General features: G+C 47.3%; 18 protein-coding genes. 7 read left to right on the top strand and 11 right to left on the bottom strand.

Features of this window, described 5'->3' with window-relative positions; genetic code table 11:
- The first annotated feature begins 84 nt into the window (after positions 1-84).
- Complete coding sequence (locus CHH60_RS17280) at positions 85-1599, top strand: leucine-rich repeat domain-containing protein (protein ID WP_176476098.1); 1515 nt, start codon at positions 85-87, stop codon at positions 1597-1599.
- A 78-nt stretch (positions 1600-1677) separates the two neighbouring features.
- Here CHH60_RS17280 and CHH60_RS17285 read toward each other — a convergent pair whose 3' ends face one another.
- Positions 1678-2616, bottom strand: coding sequence for a macrolide 2'-phosphotransferase (locus CHH60_RS17285; RefSeq protein WP_095360282.1), 939 nt, complete (start codon positions 2614-2616; stop codon positions 1678-1680).
- 490 nt (positions 2617-3106) lie between these two features.
- Here CHH60_RS17285 and CHH60_RS17290 point away from each other — a divergent pair, with 490 nt between their 5' ends.
- Both CHH60_RS17290 and CHH60_RS17295 read left to right on the top strand, forming a co-directional pair.
- Positions 3107-4555, top strand: coding sequence for a DEAD/DEAH box helicase (locus tag CHH60_RS17290; protein ID WP_095360283.1), 1449 nt, complete (start codon positions 3107-3109; stop codon positions 4553-4555).
- 301 nt (positions 4556-4856) lie between these two features.
- On the top strand, positions 4857-6674 hold the full coding sequence (locus tag CHH60_RS17295) for an AbfB domain-containing protein (protein WP_255247975.1): 1818 nt from the start codon (positions 4857-4859) through the stop codon (positions 6672-6674).
- Between the two features lie 113 nt (positions 6675-6787).
- On the opposite strand, the gene CHH60_RS17300 is transcribed toward CHH60_RS17295, so the two are convergent.
- Positions 6788-7381 carry a hypothetical protein gene (locus tag CHH60_RS17300; protein WP_095360285.1) on the bottom strand — a complete coding sequence of 198 codons (594 nt, stop codon included), beginning with the start codon at positions 7379-7381 and terminating at the stop codon, positions 6788-6790.
- A 271-nt stretch (positions 7382-7652) separates the two neighbouring features.
- Here CHH60_RS17300 and CHH60_RS17305 point away from each other — a divergent pair, with 271 nt between their 5' ends.
- Positions 7653-8513, top strand: coding sequence for a GNAT family N-acetyltransferase (locus tag CHH60_RS17305; RefSeq protein ID WP_095360286.1), 861 nt, complete (start codon positions 7653-7655; stop codon positions 8511-8513).
- Positions 8514-8717: 204 nt separating this feature from the next.
- Here CHH60_RS17305 and CHH60_RS17310 read toward each other — a convergent pair whose 3' ends face one another.
- Positions 8718-8984, bottom strand: coding sequence for a CD3324 family protein (locus CHH60_RS17310; protein ID WP_095360287.1), 267 nt, complete (start codon positions 8982-8984; stop codon positions 8718-8720).
- A gap of 284 nt (positions 8985-9268) precedes the next feature.
- Positions 9269-10171 carry a helix-turn-helix transcriptional regulator gene (locus tag CHH60_RS17315; protein ID WP_095360288.1) on the bottom strand — a complete coding sequence of 301 codons (903 nt, stop codon included), beginning with the start codon at positions 10169-10171 and terminating at the stop codon, positions 9269-9271.
- Positions 10172-10246: 75 nt separating this feature from the next.
- On the opposite strand from CHH60_RS17315, the gene CHH60_RS17320 reads away from it, so the two are divergent.
- Positions 10247-10774 carry a dihydrofolate reductase family protein gene (locus tag CHH60_RS17320; protein ID WP_095360289.1) on the top strand — a complete coding sequence of 176 codons (528 nt, stop codon included), beginning with the start codon at positions 10247-10249 and terminating at the stop codon, positions 10772-10774.
- Between the two features lie 91 nt (positions 10775-10865).
- Here CHH60_RS17320 and CHH60_RS17325 read toward each other — a convergent pair whose 3' ends face one another.
- Complete coding sequence (locus tag CHH60_RS17325; RefSeq protein WP_095360290.1) at positions 10866-11990, bottom strand: SGNH/GDSL hydrolase family protein; 1125 nt, start codon at positions 11988-11990, stop codon at positions 10866-10868.
- Positions 11991-12017: 27 nt separating this feature from the next.
- Complete coding sequence (locus CHH60_RS17330; RefSeq protein WP_095360291.1) at positions 12018-12386, bottom strand: DUF4180 domain-containing protein; 369 nt, start codon at positions 12384-12386, stop codon at positions 12018-12020.
- Between the two features lie 215 nt (positions 12387-12601).
- Between CHH60_RS17330 and CHH60_RS17335 the strand changes: the two genes are divergently transcribed.
- Positions 12602-13219 carry an NUDIX hydrolase gene (locus CHH60_RS17335; RefSeq protein ID WP_095360292.1) on the top strand — a complete coding sequence of 206 codons (618 nt, stop codon included), beginning with the start codon at positions 12602-12604 and terminating at the stop codon, positions 13217-13219.
- A 65-nt stretch (positions 13220-13284) separates the two neighbouring features.
- Here CHH60_RS17335 and CHH60_RS17340 read toward each other — a convergent pair whose 3' ends face one another.
- The gene (locus CHH60_RS17340) at positions 13285-14607 is read right to left on the bottom strand and encodes an ATP-binding protein (protein ID WP_095360293.1); all 1323 of its coding nucleotides are present in this window, start codon (positions 14605-14607) and stop codon (positions 13285-13287) included.
- A 266-nt stretch (positions 14608-14873) separates the two neighbouring features.
- On the opposite strand from CHH60_RS17340, the gene CHH60_RS17345 reads away from it, so the two are divergent.
- On the top strand, positions 14874-15944 hold the full coding sequence (locus CHH60_RS17345) for an SDR family oxidoreductase (RefSeq protein ID WP_095360294.1): 1071 nt from the start codon (positions 14874-14876) through the stop codon (positions 15942-15944).
- Between the two features lie 67 nt (positions 15945-16011).
- On the opposite strand, the gene CHH60_RS17350 is transcribed toward CHH60_RS17345, so the two are convergent.
- From CHH60_RS17350 to CHH60_RS17365, 4 genes are all read right to left on the bottom strand, one after another.
- Positions 16012-16383: a winged helix-turn-helix transcriptional regulator gene (locus CHH60_RS17350; protein ID WP_095360295.1), complete on the bottom strand. Its 372-nt coding sequence runs from the start codon at positions 16381-16383 to the stop codon at positions 16012-16014.
- Positions 16384-16518: 135 nt separating this feature from the next.
- Entirely contained in the window at positions 16519-16929 is a 411-nt protein-coding gene (gene flgB / locus CHH60_RS17355) for a flagellar basal body rod protein FlgB (RefSeq protein WP_095360296.1), read from the bottom strand.
- A 108-nt stretch (positions 16930-17037) separates the two neighbouring features.
- Entirely contained in the window at positions 17038-17451 is a 414-nt protein-coding gene (locus tag CHH60_RS17360) for a MarR family winged helix-turn-helix transcriptional regulator (protein WP_095360297.1), read from the bottom strand.
- A gap of 63 nt (positions 17452-17514) precedes the next feature.
- On the bottom strand, positions 17515-18249 hold the full coding sequence (locus CHH60_RS17365; RefSeq protein ID WP_095360298.1) for an SDR family NAD(P)-dependent oxidoreductase: 735 nt from the start codon (positions 18247-18249) through the stop codon (positions 17515-17517).
- Positions 18250-18270: the final 21 nt, after the last annotated feature.

The raw sequence follows: 18270 nt of genomic DNA on the forward strand, positions 1-18270 counted from the left end.
TTCATTCCTGTTGACCTGACCTTTACAATGCGTGGATTACATAAAAGCTAGAAGAACTTTTGAATATCGGAGGGAATGCGTGCAATGAAAAGAATGGCACTACTATGTCTAATATTCATTCTAAGTATCAGTGCGTCGGGGCAAGCCATGGCCTACGCAACGATCGACTCAGGCAAAGGCATCATTGAAGATCCTGCACTGGAAAACGGACTTAAACTGATCTTGAACAAACCAGTAGATTCACCCTTAACTTCCTCCGACCTGGAACAGCTTACCGTTGTTGATCTGAGTAATGCAGGTATACAGAGCCTGTCGGGGCTCGAATATGCAACCAACCTGACACATCTCCGCCTATACGGCAATGAGATTGAGGATCTGACCCCGCTGAAGCATCTGGAACAGCTCCGGGAAATCGACGTAAGCAACAATTATATTACCTCCATTGAGGCACTCGCTGACCTGAAGGAACTGGGACGGCTGTACATCAGCAACAACTCGATCTCTTCCATAGAAGTGGTTCGTGGCTTCACCCGATTACATACGTTTTATGCCAGTGGCAATCAGATTTACAGCCTCTCCGCTTTGTCTGAACTAGAGCATCTGAAATGGCTGGAGATTTCCAACAACAAGATTACAGATCTGACTCCACTGGCTAATCAATCCGGGCTGCAGCAGCTGAACGCAGCAAATAATCAGCTTCAATCGCTGGCTCCTCTGGACGAGTTGGATAATACATTATTGAGGTTAAACGTGGCAGGCAATGAGATCTCCGACCTGACACCTCTGCAGCATATGACGCGTCTTCAGGCGCTAGACATCTCGAATAACCAAATTCAGCACCTAAACGCACTTGAAGGATTGCTGCGATTAACCGAGCTTAATGCCGAATCCAATCAGGTCTACGATCTGGAGCCATTACGACAGCTCACCAAGCTGGAGGTGCTGAAGCTTGCGAACAATCGTATATGGGATCTGACGCCGATTGCCGATTTTAATTTTACACAGGCTGTTCCCGTGAATACGGTACAGGACATCGGAGCCTCCACCTCTGTATCTCCTAACGTACTGACCCCGACGACGGAAGGGGAATCCGCCGGATTGACTGTGCAAAATAACTACCTGGATGTATCGAGTGGCAGCAGTACCATGAGTCTTCTTAACCAGATGAATGTCCGGGAACAGAAACGCACACCGCAAGGCCGTTTCCAGCGTCTGATCGAAGGATCGACCACAGCCTATGTGGGTGATCGCACATATGCCCTGGAAGCTGCACCTTTTATCCATGAAGGGCGTACGTATGTGCCACTGCGCTTTGTGTCCGAACAACTGAATGCCCATGTGGGTTGGGATCGCAACAAACAGGAGGCCGTAATCAGGCAAGGTGATAAAACCATTCGCTGGACTGCCGGCAACAAACAGGTGGTTGTAGATGATTCGCTCCTGATGAATGATGCTCCCTTGTTGATCGAGAACGGCACGGCTTTTGTGCCAGTCCGCTTTGTTTCGGAGCAGCTTAATACGACCGTCGGATATATCGGAAGAAGCAAAACGATTCTGATTTTTGAGAATAAACAGATGGACAACAATATTGAATCTTAAAGGTGTTACGATAAATAAGCCTACCGCAGGTTCTTGTATGAACGACATGCGATAGGCTTATTATTTATACAGTCTGGTTTAATCCTGCGGCACATCCCAGTTAGCCAGCATGCCCCTTGCCATCTCCATGGTCGACTCTTCCCCTGTGATTAGAGCAAACTTAGCAACCAGTACCGGGTAAGCAGCCCACTGCTCCCGAATATGCTCAAACATCCGGGGCCATGTTTTCCCCCCTGCCTTTTCGTACCTCTTTAACAGATCGCGCAATCCAGCATCCTGGAAAAGCCCATACAAGATCACAAAATCCTTCCCTGGATCGGCGATCTCCGCTTCCGTCCAGTCGATAAGCCCGGTTACCTGCTGTGTAGGATCGACGATAATATGCGGTGGATGCAGATCACCATGATTGAATGTGACGTGCTCAGGCCAGAAATGGTCTGTAGACACCCAATTCTCCCACCGCTCGGCGAGTTGCTCCGGCACCGTGAAGCTCTGCTTAATCTGCTCCATATTGGCGGCAAACTCCTGGCGCACTTCCCTAGGCGTCTTGCTCCGCACTCCGCCTTGTACCGCTGCATTCGCATCAATGCCATGCAGTTGTACGAGTGCAGCGGCCAGCGAATCGAAAAATACATCCGACAGGTCTTCCTGCGGAAAGCGCCATGCATATCCTCCCCCAGCAGGATCGACCACAGCAATCGGTTCACCGTCCAGCAAGGGGTAAGCAATCAGCTCCGGTGTACAAATTTTCCAATCCGGCACCTTAACAGACAGGTGCTCCTTCACAACCCCCAGCACTTGACGCTCATTTTCAGCACGCTCCCATACGTCTCCACGTCTCGGCTGTCGCAGAACCCACTTTTGCCCACTCTCATCCGTAGCAAAGGCCACCCTGAAGTCCATCCCGGACTCATTGATTTCCATCGAATCTTTGCGGATTCGAAGCCCATTCTGTTCAGCAAGCAGCCATATATCCTGCTGAAGTTTTACCTGTTCATTCGAAATTGGTCCTGTCATACCCATTCCTCCTCTTTTCGTCAGAAAAATAAAAAACACAGACATTCACGCCTGTGCCTTGATCTCGGATTAAGGGATATACCTAAATATGTGCAGTCCAATAGTGGTACATCAAAGAACCACTCCTACGCAAGAGTGTCCACTATCGATTACGGCATACGTGTAAATAGGCAAACCTCTCCCGATTATCTGCACACAGGCAGCAAGCAGCAACGCGCAAACAAACGTTTCGCTACTATCTCAATCGGAAAAAATGTGCCACACGTATCCCTCCGTTCAGTAAGTTACCCCTATGCTAACATATTCCAATTCCTGGTTCCAGCATGAGTTTCCTGATTTGCCCATTCACCCAGATCAATTCCTTCGCTGGCCTTCCTGCATATAGAGTATAATGAACAGGTATACGATATAGGTATGGTGTAATGCTTATAGTAAGCATCCTGCACGTCTCTGGTATGAGTACTTAAAACTAATGCAAAAGAGGTTAACAATGAGCAAGCAACAATTCAAAGATTATAAACTTGGCGAAGAGATCGTCCGGGCACTGGATAGCCTGGGTTATGAAACGCCAACAGAGGTTCAGACTGAAGTAATTCCGGTCGCTTTGGAAAATAAAGACCTCGTGGTCAAATCACAGACTGGCAGTGGTAAAACAGCTGCGTATGGTATTCCGATCTGTGACCTGGTGGAATGGAATGAAAATAAACCGCAGGCTTTGATTCTCACACCAACCCGTGAACTGGCCTTGCAGGTCAATGAAGACATCACCAACATTGGACGCTATAAGCGGATTAAAGCCACGGCACTCTATGGACAATCTCCTTTTTATATTCAAAAAGCAGAGCTAAAACAAAGAACACATGTCGCCGTAGGTACGCCGGGACGTGTGCTGGACCATATCGAACGCGGCACGCTGCCGCTCGAACGGATTGCCTATCTCGTCATTGACGAGGCGGATGAAATGCTGAACATGGGCTTTATTGAAACGGTACAAGCTATCATTCAGGCCCTGCCTCGCGAGCGCGTAACGATGTTATTCTCCGCTACATTCCCTGAGGATGTTGCCCGTCTCTCACGCAAGTACATGGATAATCCGGTAGAGATCGAGATCAAAGCAAGTGGTCTCACAACAGCTACAATAGAACACGAGGTTGTGCGGGTTTCCGAAGTCAACAAGACGGCTGTGCTGGAGGATCTGTTCATCGTGGAAAATCCGGACAGCTGCATTGTCTTCTGTCGTACGCAGGAGAACGTGGATAAATTGTTCCGGGTGATGGCTGACCTGGACTACCCAGCAGACCGAATCCACGGAGGCATGGAGCAGGACGAGCGGATTGAAGTCATGAATGCATTCAGAAGAGGCCAATTCCGTTATTTGGTTGCAACCGATGTTGCAGCACGCGGGATTGATATCACGAATATCACTCATGTCATCAACTATGATATTCCGCTGGAAAAAGAGAGCTATGTGCACCGCACAGGCCGTACCGGACGTGCTGGTAAGACAGGTAAGGCCATCACGCTGGTTACGCCGAAGGATGGCAGACGCCTGGCCGAGATTGAATCCTATATCGGATTCGAGATCCCGGTCGTTCCGGCCCCATCTGAAGAAGCTGTCGATCGCCACAGGGAAGAATTCGAGAAACGTCTGAAGATTGTACCTGAACGCAAAAAAGACAAGCGTGAGCAGCTGAACCAGCAGATCATGAAGCTGAACTTCAACGGCGGCAAGAAGAAAAAGCTGCGTGCCGTGGACTTTGTAGGTACCATCGCCAAACTGGAGGGCGTCACCGCAGATGATATCGGGATTATTACCATTCTCGATAATGTGACCGATGTGGAGATTCTGAACGGCAAAGGCCCCCTTGTACTGGAAATGATGCAAAACACAACGGTCAAGGGGAAGCAGCTGAAGGTCCGCAAAGGGAAGCATGTGTAAGCAGAAGATACGAATTTAATATATCTGAGAAGAGGGAGTGTCTTGAGGCACTCCCTCTTTGATTTATGCAGGTTTTCAGCAAGTGGATGAACACGTCTTATAAAAAACGCCCTGCTCTCGCTGCTTTATATCGAAAAGCACTCCTTTGTTCATCAATGGATGAATTGTTCACTTGAAACGAATGGAAGTCCAGTTAGAATATATGTGAAAGCGTTATACTTATGCTCATAACCTTGGGGAGGTGCATGTAATGAGAAGCAGGAAGTATGCATGGATTCTGGTTCTGACCCTGACACTGACGATGTTTGGCTTCCATCCAGAACGAACGGACGCGGCAAATGTAACCATTAGCAATGGCTCCGATTGGCTGGATACCTCAGGTAACCACATTCATGCAAACAGCGGCAATATTCTGAAAGTGGGGAGCACGTATTATTGGTATGGTGAGCATGCGGTAGGTGGCAAGTTTGACAGTGTTAACGTCTATACTTCAACCGATCTGAAAAACTGGACATTCAGCAATGCTATCCTCACCAAGGATTCCGCAACGGAGCTTGCCTCCAGCAAGATTGAGCGCCCCAAAGTGATCTACAATCCCGCTACGCAGCAGTATGTGCTCTGGGCACATTATGAGAACGGAACAGATTATAATCTGGGACGTGTCGCCGTAGCGACCAGCAATACACCGAATGGCAAATTTACGTATGAGGGCAGCTTCCGGCCACTGGACTATGAGTCCCGTGATATGACGGTGTTTGTAGACACCGATGGTACGGGCTATCTCATCAGTGCCTCACGCAAGAATGGCGGCGCGAACGATACGATGGCTATCTTCAAAATGAACGCAAGTTATACAGGTGTAGAATCCTTTGTTGGCTGGTTATTTGAGAACAGCTACCGAGAGGCTCCTGCCGTTGTGAAAAAGGGAAACCGCTATTACCTCTTCACCTCCCAGGCCGCTGGCTGGTATCCGAATCAGGGGGCTTATGCGACAGCCACATCCATGACTGGACCATGGTCTGCACTGACCCCTTATGGCAATCCTTCTGCCTTTAGATCACAGATTCATGATATTGCCACGATTACGGGCAGCAGCACCACGTCCTATATTTATATGGGAGACCGCTGGAATCCAATGAATCTGGGCGAGCATAAACATATCTGGCTCCCTCTGACCCTGAACGATACCAACGGAACGGCATCACTGGAGTGGTATAAGGATTGGAGTATCGATGCTGCTACAGGTACAGTAGCGCCGTCCTCTCTCGTCAACCACGCTCAAGGCAAAACAGCTACGGCCATATCGACAGCCTCCGGTTCGTCCGCTGCCCATGTGAATGACGGCAACTACCAGACTTCGTGGGCGGCCTCTTCCAATACATGGCCTGCATGGTGGCAGGTTGACTTCGGAGCGCCGAAGACCATTACCGAGATCGATATCTCCTGGTTTATGTATAAAGGATCGGAGGGGTACTACAAATACAAGATTGAGATCAGTAACGATGGCGTCAACTATTCCACACTGGATCGGACCAATAACCTGACCTACGGATTTACCACAGATGCAGTGCACTTTACGGCCCGCTATGTACGTATCAACATGGTGAATGCCGTGCTGTGGAACAACCCTGGTAATTGGTACACTCCAACGCTGCATGAGGTCAAAATGCTGGGTCCTGCTGCCCCGGAAGCGACAGGCTACAGCCAGTTCAGCTCACATAACTATCCGGACCGATATATCCGACATTCCAATTTCACAGCTCGTATTGATGCGAATGTCTCGCCTGTACTGGACTCCCAATTCCGCGTTGTTCCTGGTCTCGCCAGCTCTACAGGCATTTCGCTGGAGTCAGTCAACTACCCGGGGTATTTCCTGAAGCGAAACAGCAGCAACAAAATTGTGCTTGAAGCCTATGCAGACACAGCCGCTTATAAGGGAGATGCAACATTCCTGAGCAGCCCCGGCTGGGCAGACAGCTCCAAAATATCACTTCAATCGTACAGCCAAGCCGGGTATTACATCCGGCACTATGACTACGTACTTCAGCTGGATACCATTAATGCATCCAGCAGCTCTACCGTGAGAAGTGATGCCACGTTTGGGCGAACCAACTTCTAGTTTGACGTTGTAAAGTCTGATCTCATCTGTAAGATCCCACTATCCAAAAGGCTGCATCTTAGAATTTGATCTAAGAGTGCAGCCTTTTGTTATCTTGATCGTTTCGTATCATGCTACTCTTTTACTTCATAAGCGATATCTTGCAATTCTTTGATATTATAGGTGTCGTCCTGAATACGCCATTCGCCTTGGTCCTGTAAAAAGGTGATATCACCCGATAACGGAATGTTTTTCAACTGTTGGCCTTCTCGATCTGCAAAGACCAGATTCAGTCTGTATTCTACGAGGATCCAATCGTTCTTGCTCTCTTTGATCTCGACGAGTATATTTTCCGGATGGAGTAGAGCCTTCTCCTTGTCTGCCACCATAAGAGGTAACGTTGCATACCGATTAGCCATGTAGGACTCATAGTTCTTCTCCGTCAGAAATGGTTTCATCGTCTCCCCTTTGGCCAATAGACCCTCTACAGTTAGAGTATCTTCATAATCTGCGTAATCAACAGTTAATTCTGTCTTCTTATATTCCATGGACATATCCAGAGCCTTCTGTTCATCCTGAGCCGTAGCCTTCTCGCTCGTTGGTATATTCTGCTGGTTGGTTGGAGGTGTTGTCTCTTGAACAGGATCGGTCGTTTTCGATTCAGTACATCCCATAATCATTGCTGATGAGAGTAGTACCGTACTCATAACACTGACTAACTTACGCATAGTAGATCAAACCCTTTCGTTTCTTCATCACTTTCAATTATCACCTTTATTTGGTTAAATTGTCTAGTATTATGAACTCATTCGAATACAATACGTATTCGATTACTTAAAGTTGGATATCCATAATCAGGGTGTGTTATAGTCGACGTGAAGCGATTTGGAGGAGATAACTATGCTAAAAAGTATCATTACAACTGGACCCATTTCGAAGGATAGCGCCTGCTTGGTCCAATAACTGCGTGGTTCCTTCACCTATGAAGGTGTGAATGCAATGTCAACATATCAAGTCGTTCCGATGATATATGATTCTAAGGAACAGATTGATTCCATTATTATACTTGAACAGCAATGTAAACAACTCGATTCCATTCATCTGAAAGCAGATCTGGATCATATCAGTAAACAAGATGGAGACCACGCACTCCTGTGTTACTGCGAAGGCAAGCTCGTCGGACTCCTTAGTTGGTACCCCTCAGACGGGGTAACCGGAAACATCAATGCCATTGTACATCCACACCATCGCCGCAAAGGTGTGTTTCACAGCTTACTGGGGCGAGCAGTTGAAGACATGAAACCGCAAGGAATTACCCGGATCAACTATCGTGTACCTCAGAGCTTGCCTTCCGGGCTTCTTACCGCTCAGTCACTTGGTGCTGTTCATGATCGTTCGGAGTACTCCATGCAGCTTATGAACATGTCCTTCCCAGCTATCGAACAGGTTGAACTAACCTTGTCAGTGGCTAAACCGCAAGATTTTGAATTTATGGTCAGCTGCTCAGCGCAGGCCTTTGGCGATTCAGAAAAATGGACCCGCAATTATTTCACGCAAACGAATGAACCCAGCCGGGTAACCTACATTGCCTGGAGGGATGAACTGCCTGTTGGACTGGTTCGGATCAATTCCATTAATGAGACAACAGCATTTATTCATAACTTCTGTATCCTGCCTGCATATCAAGGCCAGAAGCTGGGCCGTCAAGTTCTTACTCTGCTCGTTGAGCTGCTTCTGAAGCAGAAAAATACGGATATTCGCTTGTCCGTTATTACTGAAAACGAGCATGCTCTAAATTTATACCGCAGTGTTGGCTTTGAGGTGAATTCCGAGTATCAATATTTCATCGGCAGCTTATAAGGGTATGTACTGAGGACTGTTTTCCAAATAAGGAAAGCGGTCTTTTTTTGTCTCTTTTCATCAACGGTTTGAAAATCTGAAGATCAACTTATAACCATCCGTCGTTTGCACGTATAATTCTTCGTACTTTCCCTTGGTGTAGTTGGTCAACGATTCTTTGCACCAAAAAACCACATTAGATTTCTCTAATGCGGCTCTTCAACCTTATTTTTTGGAATACACAATTTTCTTGATACTGTCGATGGACAGGAAAAATCGTTCCGTCAGCTCATGCACGGTTAAACCTGCAGCGAATAGGCGCCGGATCTGCTCATTACGCTCTCTCACAACCGCCCGGCCGCCCGATTTTTCGCCCCACTTCTTGTGAGCTTCCTTCGGTTTTGGAATGTAAACCAGCCCACCCGGGATGTGCCTCTGGATCTCTTTTAATAATTCTTCCGGCAAGATCGCATCTGCATTGATATAATTCATGCTGCTCCGCTCCTTAAAATTAGTCTTTAAGGCAGCAGAGTCATACGACGTACACTTCTGAGTTCTATGTGGCGGAAAGGAAAGTCATGGCTCTATGCAAACAACCGCCGTTGTTCATCGCATGGACTCTGCATAGAGCGGACCTTAAAACCTCTTATGAATTGAATCATGGTAGCCCCCCATTCGGCACCCATATGTAGGTGCTGTTTGATTCTCTCACATGAATCCATTCGATCCACGCACGGTGATATCCTCCTGAACAGCCACATTCCATCGCCTCCACATTAAGAATACTGGCTCAGACTCTTCTCCAGCATCTCCCGAACAGCCTGCTGCAATGGTTCTGGCGAGACCACTTTAACTTCAGGACCGTAGGCAAGCAGCTTCCGTGCAGTGAATGGGAATTCCTCCAGGGGAACCAGCCCTCGCCATTCATGGCCTTGAATCGACTGGAACAGCACATCCGAATGTGCGATCCTTGTACCAAACTCGGTGAACTGCAGCACCACTTCCACGCCTTCCCTGTTGTCGTCGGATTTAAACCACGCTTGCAAACTGGGAATGGACTCATCTATGGAATCAAGCACGCTCAATTGCTGCATGCGGTCCACGCGATATAACAACACGTGCTCCTTATGACGTGCAGGCATATACCAAAATCCATTTTCATAGTAGATGCCAATGGGATAGGCCTGTGTTTCTTTTCTTCCTTTTCGGGAATGATACGTAAATTCAATCTCTCTTTTATCTACAGCAGCATGAAGGATTTCCGTCGTCAACATCTCTACGTGCTCACCCGGATGCTGTACAAATGTCACATGCTCTCTCATGCGTACAATCAGGTCCTGCACATCCTGCGGCAAACTGGAGAAATACTGTTCGGCCAAATGCTCGCGCATGGATCCGTACGGAAAATCCGGGACCTGCTGCAAATATTCGATCATCAGAAACAGACCGAGCGCCTCGTTCTGTGTCAGCTGCAGGGGCGGCAGAATTCGATTAGGCAAAACCCTGTAACCCCCATTCACGCCGACCTCCGTGTACAATGGAAACCCCATCTCCTGCAGCGCATCCAAGTCACGCTGAATGGTACGGACGGATACACCGAATCGTTCCGCCAGTTCACGGGCTGTAAACTTTTTTCTTGAATCCATCAGTCTCATTATGGCTAGTTTTCGACCATTCATGATTCCACCACCTAACTACGTCAACATTTGTCATAGTTAGAGTGTATCATATGAAACAGAAGGGAGCGATCTATAATGTCCAATAAAGTAGTGCTGTATATTGCGATGAGTCTGGATGGTTATATTGCAAGAAAGGACGGTTCGGTAGATTGGCTGTTTGACGTGGAAGGGGACGGTGGAGATAACGGGTATGCTGCATTTTATCAAACGATTGGAACGGTGGTCATGGGCCGGACCACGTACGAAGATGTGCTTAAGCTATCCGAAGATTTCCCTTATGCAGACCGACCCACATATGTACTCTCCCATTCGGAGCAGCCACCCGCCCCACATGTGCAGTTTACAACCGAGCCAGTGGAGAGCCTGATTCCCCATTTGCAGCAGGCATCCGATGCCGATGTTTGGATCGTTGGCGGCGGCCAGTTGGTTCAGGCTGTTATGGAAAAACGGCTGCTTCATGAAATTGAAGTGGCCATCATTCCAAAAATTCTCGGAGAAGGTATCCCCTTATTTCCCGAGGGAATTGTACCGAGTAATCTGAAGATGATGGGAACACAGACACTCGGTCAGATTATATCCATCCGTTATCAGGTTCAGGTATAACCTAACCAATACGAGAAAAAGACCACGCTTCCCCAAATGGGAAGTGTGGTCTTTGTTTTATTCAGGCCAGCCCTTAGTACGGCATTCCTCTTTAAGCCAGAATTCCTTGCAGGTATTCCGTTAACGTCTCTGCTGCCCGCCGGTGGGATAACTCACCCGGATGAGTCCGAGCCCCAATCGTCTCTTTCGTTGTATCCGGAAGCTGCAGGACAGATACCCTTCGGTCGCCTGTCCGCTTCGTATAACGATCAACTGCACGATAGATGGCTGGCATCATGGGAAAACCAAGCATGCCATAGGCCCAGACAAGCTGCGCCTTCGGATTATTCTTACGGAGTTTGACCAGAAACCGGTCTACCGCATTCTCAAAAGCAGTCAAATCCTCTTCATGATAGCTCCCGTCTTCGTTTAAACGCTGCTTATGTACCTTTCCAGTTACGGGATCTCTCCATTCTGGTGTCTGGAAGGCACCTCCATCGTTGCTTCCCAGGTTGATCACAACCACATCCGGCTGCCAGGACTCAAAATCATATGGTTCCCCGGCTCCGATTGCCTGGTTATTCTCACCCGTGAGCAGACCGCAGACTTGTTCATAATAATCAGGAATGTTATTGTTTGGGTTGTTGTCCCAGCTGGTGAGTACACCCCAACCACTCTGGGAAACCACCCTGTAGTCTGCGTTCATTGCCTCTGCTGTCATGTACGTATAGTTATGTATCGCGCTGAACCACATTGGAATCCAGTCTTCTTCCGCTCTGGCCCCTATTGCGCCTTCTCCTGATGTGATGCTATCCCCAATAAACTCAATTTTGAACGGCTTCTCTTCCACAGGCAGGAATGCACCATCCGACTTCAGGGCATGGAACTGCAATAAGCAGCCCGGGTCTGCGCTCATGGCTTGCACATCCTTGACGATGCGTACGTTCTTCACTGTACCTTCGCTCATGCCCCGGAAGATACAGATCCAATACCGTCCTGCTGTAACCATCTGCCTGCTAACAGGAACTCCATTGATCAGGATACTGATCCACGGTTCATGGATATCGTAGTCCGACTCCACTTCCACCCAGAGCTCAGATCCTGTGACCCGAAGTTCAATTGCACTGCCTGTCCAAAATAACGTCAGCGGTGCCCGCTGCTCTGTTGTCCTGCCATGTACCTTCAGATTCTGTACCTCAGACAGAACATGCACCTGTAACTTGTCACTCTCTTTCACCCTGTTTTCCTCCCCTACGAATAATAACTAATCCAAGCCATGCAGGATGTGAAGCGCTTCCTCTTTTGTTTTTACGAAGAACACATGCTTGCCATTATTGCACTCATAAATGAAATCCTTCAGACTTTTGCTGCTGTAGCCGTCAAAATCACCAATGATGGCAAGCTTCACCTGGTAGTTAACATACTTTTGCAAAATCTCACCGGCCAGCTTCGTCTTCAGATCGAAGAATTCTTCCGTAATGTTGGATTTGTCGATGATCAGCTTGTATGCCTCGTTCAGATAATTTATCGATGCCATCAGATCCAGTGCATCTTGGACTTCGCTGATGACGATGTCGTTACTCTCAATAATAGCAACCTTGGAGTTGCCCTGTTGATCAATCGTAATATCCATTTCACGTGCTCCTCCCATATCTCATTTCCCTATACTATCTCGCATTTCCTTCGCAAAAAGCAATGTGTTTTCACACCAAAATGGAAATTTTCGCTCCTCCGACATTCTGGGTTTGCTTCTTATTTGTAATCAATCGCTGGAATTCCTCTGCTATAATGGATTTATTTCCTATAGAACTATATTTCGAGAATTGCCTAAGAAAGAGGGATGCTAACATGGACATGAAGTGGCTCGATTGGGCTAAACAGATTCAGGCTATTGCTCAGACCGGTTTAACTTATGGCAAAGATGTATACGATATCGAACGCTACGAGGAATTAAGAAAGATTAGTGTGGATATCTTGGCTAACTATACTTCTGTAAACAAGGAGAAAATATCACTCACTTTCGCGAGTGATTCTGGATATGCAACGCCCAAAGTCGATATTCGAGGTGTTGTTTTCAAGGATGATAAAATCCTTTTGGTGCAGGAGAAAATCGATGGAGCCTGGGCATTACCAGGGGGCTGGAGCGACATCGGTCTCTCTCCATCGGAAGTAGCCGTGAAGGAAATCAAGGAAGAATCCGGCTTCGATGTAGTGCCCCTGCGCCTATTGGCCGTATTGGATAAGAAATTCCATGGCCACCCACCCGAACCTTATCATGTATACAAAATGTTTATTCAATGCGAGATTACAGGTGGTACAGCTGAATCCGGTGTGGAAACCAGTGCAGTCCAGTTCTTCGACAGGCATGATCTGCCTGAGCTTTCGCTTGAAAGAAATACAGCAGCACAGGTGAAGACCATGTTTGAGTTTCTCGATCATCCCACCAAAGAAGTCATTTTGGATTAAAGTCGAACACGCCAAATAGCGACTCTCCCTTGTGATGGGTACAGTCGCTATCTTTTTGTTGTTTATCACAGATTCTGATCTGCGCGGATCGTGTTCTCGAGTTCCGCTCCCTTAATCAGGTTCCTCTTGGGAATCGACACATCAAAGGCGGTTCCTTGCCCGCTTTTCTCAGCAAATTTGACCGTGATATGTCCCTCCAGGGACTGGACAATATCTCGGACATGGGACAGACCAATTCCTGTCGCGGCAATGCCAGCCTGATTGAATTTTGTCGTATAGCCAGGTTCAAAAATAATATTTCGTTTGGCTTCAGGTATACCCTTGCCAGAATCGATTACTGTAAAATGTACATCCTCATCTTGCCCATATACCTGTATCCGAATAGTCCCTTCGAGCTCGATCACTTCCACAGCATTGGCGATCAGATTGTTCATCACCGTTAAGAGTGGAATGTAAAAAGGCGAATCACAGTCATACTGCTGCTCCATTTGAATTTGTATTCTTTTATCCAGCATCTCAGCGTATTTAAGATTGCCCTTCACGGCGAAACTTAGAACCTCCGACAGGCTCATGTTGACTGCCTTCTCACTGTCATATAGTTTCAGCAGTCCGGCCAGGATGCGCTGCGAGTCTTTCTTCACCTCATGGATCTGCTGAGCAATCCCCAGTGTCCGCTGACTGTATTGATTCATGTCCTGTTTCCTAAGATCCCGATAGAGGTCGTAGCTATCCGCCGTTATGTCTTCGATTGTCTTCATGGCCTTTTTCAGATAAAAGACCTCGCCGTAGAGACCGGAGTTTACACTAAGCATTTGCTCCATCCGCTTCTCCTGCTCCGCATGCATGAGCCTCATCTGTCTGACCGCGATACTGTTATACAAACCGCTGATGAAGTAACTTCTTAGCCCACCAACCACGAGCAGATACAGCCATTCTCTCATATCGAAGATGCTGGTCCCATTCAATACACCGCGAATGAAAAGCTCAATGAGATTGGAGGAAAAATCAACACATGTAATTAAGCCACCCAGGAGCAGTGGTTGGATCTCGTGAAACCTGTTCTTAAACTTGCTAAGACCATAAGAGAAGACAATATAATAGATGCCCGCTCCAATGTTGTCATGCAAACTTTCCAGCACTGACATCGAATTCACATCGTACAGTAAATCTACGGATTGCACGATAAAGCTCACGATGCCCGTCAGAATTCCCGTCTTCACATAAGACAGATGCGGCATGATCATAAGCAGGAACAATAGGATACTTACGCCCAAGCCGATTCGAAAATAGTCTTCCTGAAAAGGATTGATCTTAAATTGCGCACCAATAGCTGTAGCCATGGCAACCGCCGTCATTTGTACATTTTCATTTTTAAGCCAATTACGCATATCTTTCTCCTACATGCCCGATTAGCGCTTGCAAATACCGTTCGGGCTTCTAATGCTGTATATAGTAACATACGTATTCATCTTTAGAAAATTAACAATGCAGCATAGCAACATCCGAGTCTTTTTTACTACATTTCAAAAGCCCGTAAACCTGCCTAACAGCCGAAATATTACTTTCAAGTGCGTATATGACTTCAAGGTGCGTACTTCACACCTTTCTTTTGCTGGCTCACAATAATGTACAGGAAAAGAAAGGAGCATGCCCATTGAAACCCGATCAACCTATTACACGCCACACTGCTCTCGTTATTGGTGCGGGAGGAGTCATTGGAAGTAACCTTATTGATTATCTGACGACACTTCCGGAATGGAATGTCATTGGGGTATCACGCCGCGGAGGGCAAAACTCTCCGAGACTTCGTTATATATCGGTGGATTTATTGAATGAAGCCGATACTCAGGCCAAGCTGAGTCCATTGACGACGGTCACTCACATTTTTTATGCTGCTTATCAGGATCGTCCTACATGGTCCGAATTGGTACAACCCAACCTGGCAATGCTCCTCAATGTGGTCAATGCCGTTGAGCCCATCGCCCCCAACCTCCAACATATTAGTCTAATGCAAGGTTATAAGGTATACGGTGCTCATCTGGGCCCGTTTAAAACACCTGCACGGGAAACGGATGCACACCATATGCCACCTGAATTCAATGTGGATCAGCAGCAGTTTCTTGAGAAAAGGCAGCCCGAAAGCGGCTGGACCTGGTCGGCCCTGCGTCCGTCTGTTGTATGTGGTTTTGCACTCGGCAATCCAATGAATCTCGCCATGGTTATTGGAGTATATGCGTCCATCTCCAAGGAACTTGGGCTGCCACTTCGTTTCCCCGGTAAGCCTGGTGCTTACCACTCCCTGCTCGAAATGACCGATGCTGCCCTGCTGGCTCGCGCTACCGTTTGGGCGGCAACCGACCCCCGCTGCGCCAATCAGGCGTTTAATATTACCAATGGCGATTTGTTTCGCTGGAATGAACTTTGGCCCAAAATTGCTGCCTTTTTTGAACTGGAAACGGCACCTCCACTGCCGCTCTCGCTCGCCACGGTGATGGCAGACAAAGAAAGTCTGTGGAAATCCATGATTGAGAAATATGGCTTGATGGAAACCTCCTATGATGATGTCTCTTCCTGGGCCTTCGGCGACTTTGTATTCTCATGGGATTATGATTTCTTCGCAGATGGTTCCAAAGCCCGCCGCTTTGGCTTTCATGATTTTGTTGAAACAGAATCGATGTTTATGGATATATTCGCGAATTTGCGTGAGCGCAGGATCATTCCGTAACGGAATATTAAATGCAAAACAAGCGGATTCCCAAACCTCGGGAATCCGCTTGTTTTGTACTCCCCGGTTAACTATCCGAGGTGGGAGGCTTAAACAGAATTTTCGCTCGATTACCGTATACTTTCTCAACATGGATATCTCCCCATCTGCACATCGAATGGAGAATCTCCTTGAGACTCCACCCATATTCCGTTAGCTCATATTCAACCTTCGGTGGAATTTGATGATGGGAAATACGGGATATGATTCCCGCCTCCATAAGTTCACCAAGCTGCTGGGTCAATACTTTCTGGGCAATGGCAGGCATGAGCTTCATCAATTCGCCATTACGTTTTTTGCCAAACGTAAGATGGAACAGAATAACGGGCTTCCATTTGCCGCCGATCACTTCAAGTAAAGCTTCGACCGCAGTATTATATACTTTGATCGGTTCCTGCATATATCTCCTGCCTCCCTCTACAGCCATTTTCCCTTCTAGTCTACAATACAATTCACGTTGCAATTTAAATTATAGACCATGGCACACCGTTATCAGCCAATAAAAAAAGCAGCCCTCGGGGCCGCTGGACATTCTTCATTTCAAGCTCTGCAGAATGTTTTTCATTTTGTTGTAATGCCCGCTTACCCGGTCAACCATGTAGTTATACATGAGCTGGTTCTCCGACAGGTTCGCCATCTCGGCATCAATGTCCACATTATTGCCGTTGTTGTTCATCGTTGTTTCGTTGTTCTCCACAATCCGGTATGGAACGACGGAAGAATTGAGATCTTTGGCAGGCAGATGCTTCGGATGTGTCCGGTGCATATCCAGCTCCCTGGTTGTACCATTTTCAACGATACGTCTCAGTGCTTCTTCAAACTCCACCGATTTCTTTTTGTAATTGGGTGTGTCTGCATTGGCAATATTGTCAGTGGTGACCTTGTGCTGCACGTTCAGCACTTGCAAAAGAGATTCATTACGTCTTGACGTGTTGGTTTCAATCACGGCTCATTCTCCTTCAGAGCATAATGGTGCAGTCCCACTTATCATAAGAAAAAAAGTTGCCCTCTGTCAACATTCACTCAATTCTTACATATAAAACTCAACACAACATTAGCGATTCAGCTTCTCAAAAATCTCCGCTAACTTCTCCCGGTCCTGTGCAGTTAACTTTTCAAATAAAGCTCTGCGCAGCTTTTGTCCCTCCATGGATGCTCTGCCAAGAACTTCGGAGCCATCCTCGGTGATATCCAGGTAACTATTGCGGCGATCGGATTCATCAACGACCCTGACAGCCAGTTTCTTTCCGACGAGCTTGTCCGATAAATAACTGAGAGTCGGCGGGGTAAGCCCCAGTACTTTCGCAATATCCGAAGGTCGACTTTTTCCGTTTTGCTTCAAATGGGAAAGCACAAGCACATGAGATACGCCCAGGTCCTCATTAAATGATTTGTTCCACTGTATAATCAACTTGTTGGTGAAGGTATCCATATTGTGTATGATTTCAAAAATTGTTTTCTCTTCCATAACTGCCTCCTCATAAAAAAGACAGCCCCTAATGAAAATTAAGAGCTGTCATTATTCTACACACTATTGTGCGGAGTATCCACCATCAATAACCAGCTCGGAGCCGGTAATATAGGAGGAATCATCGGAAGCCAGGAACAGTGCCGCTTTGGCAATATCCATAGCTTGACCCAGACGCTGCAGAGGCGTTGCCTGAATCAGCCGACCGAGCAGTTCTTTGGACGTGCTCAAGGATTGAGTCATAGGTGTTTCGATAATCCCTGGGAAAAGAGCATTGACACGAATGCCCTGACGTCCGAATGTCGTAGCCGCTGCTTTGGACAACGCACGTACCGCGCCCTTCGACGCCGAGTAGTGATTGAAGCCCTGCCCAATCATTGCAGTATACGAAGAAATATTAACGATGGAACCTTTCTGCTGAGCGGCCATATATGGAGTCACATGCTTCATGCCCGCAAACGGGCCAAATCCGTTAATGGAAAGCATCTTCTCCCAGTCCTGTGCATTGATCTCCTCAAATGGTTTTTCGGATGAGATACCTGCATTGTTGACCAAGATGTCTATTTTGCCAAATCGCTCGTTGACGACCTTCGCCAGTGCCTCCCAGTTCTCATCTGATGCCACGTTTAATTTCATTCCATATACATTCTGCTTCTGGCTAGCTGTCTCCAGCGCCGCCTCATTAATATCCGCTGCAATCACGATGGCACCTTCCTGCGCAAAAAGATCCACCATACACTCGCCAATGCCTGAAGCCCCGCCTGTAATAATAGCTACTTTACCTTCCAATTTTCCCATGTCAGTTGCTCCTCACTTTGT

It is taken from the genome of Paenibacillus sp. 7523-1 (assembly GCF_002276415.1).
GTDB classification, from domain to species: Bacteria; Bacillota; Bacilli; order Paenibacillales; family Paenibacillaceae; genus Paenibacillus; species Paenibacillus illinoisensis_A.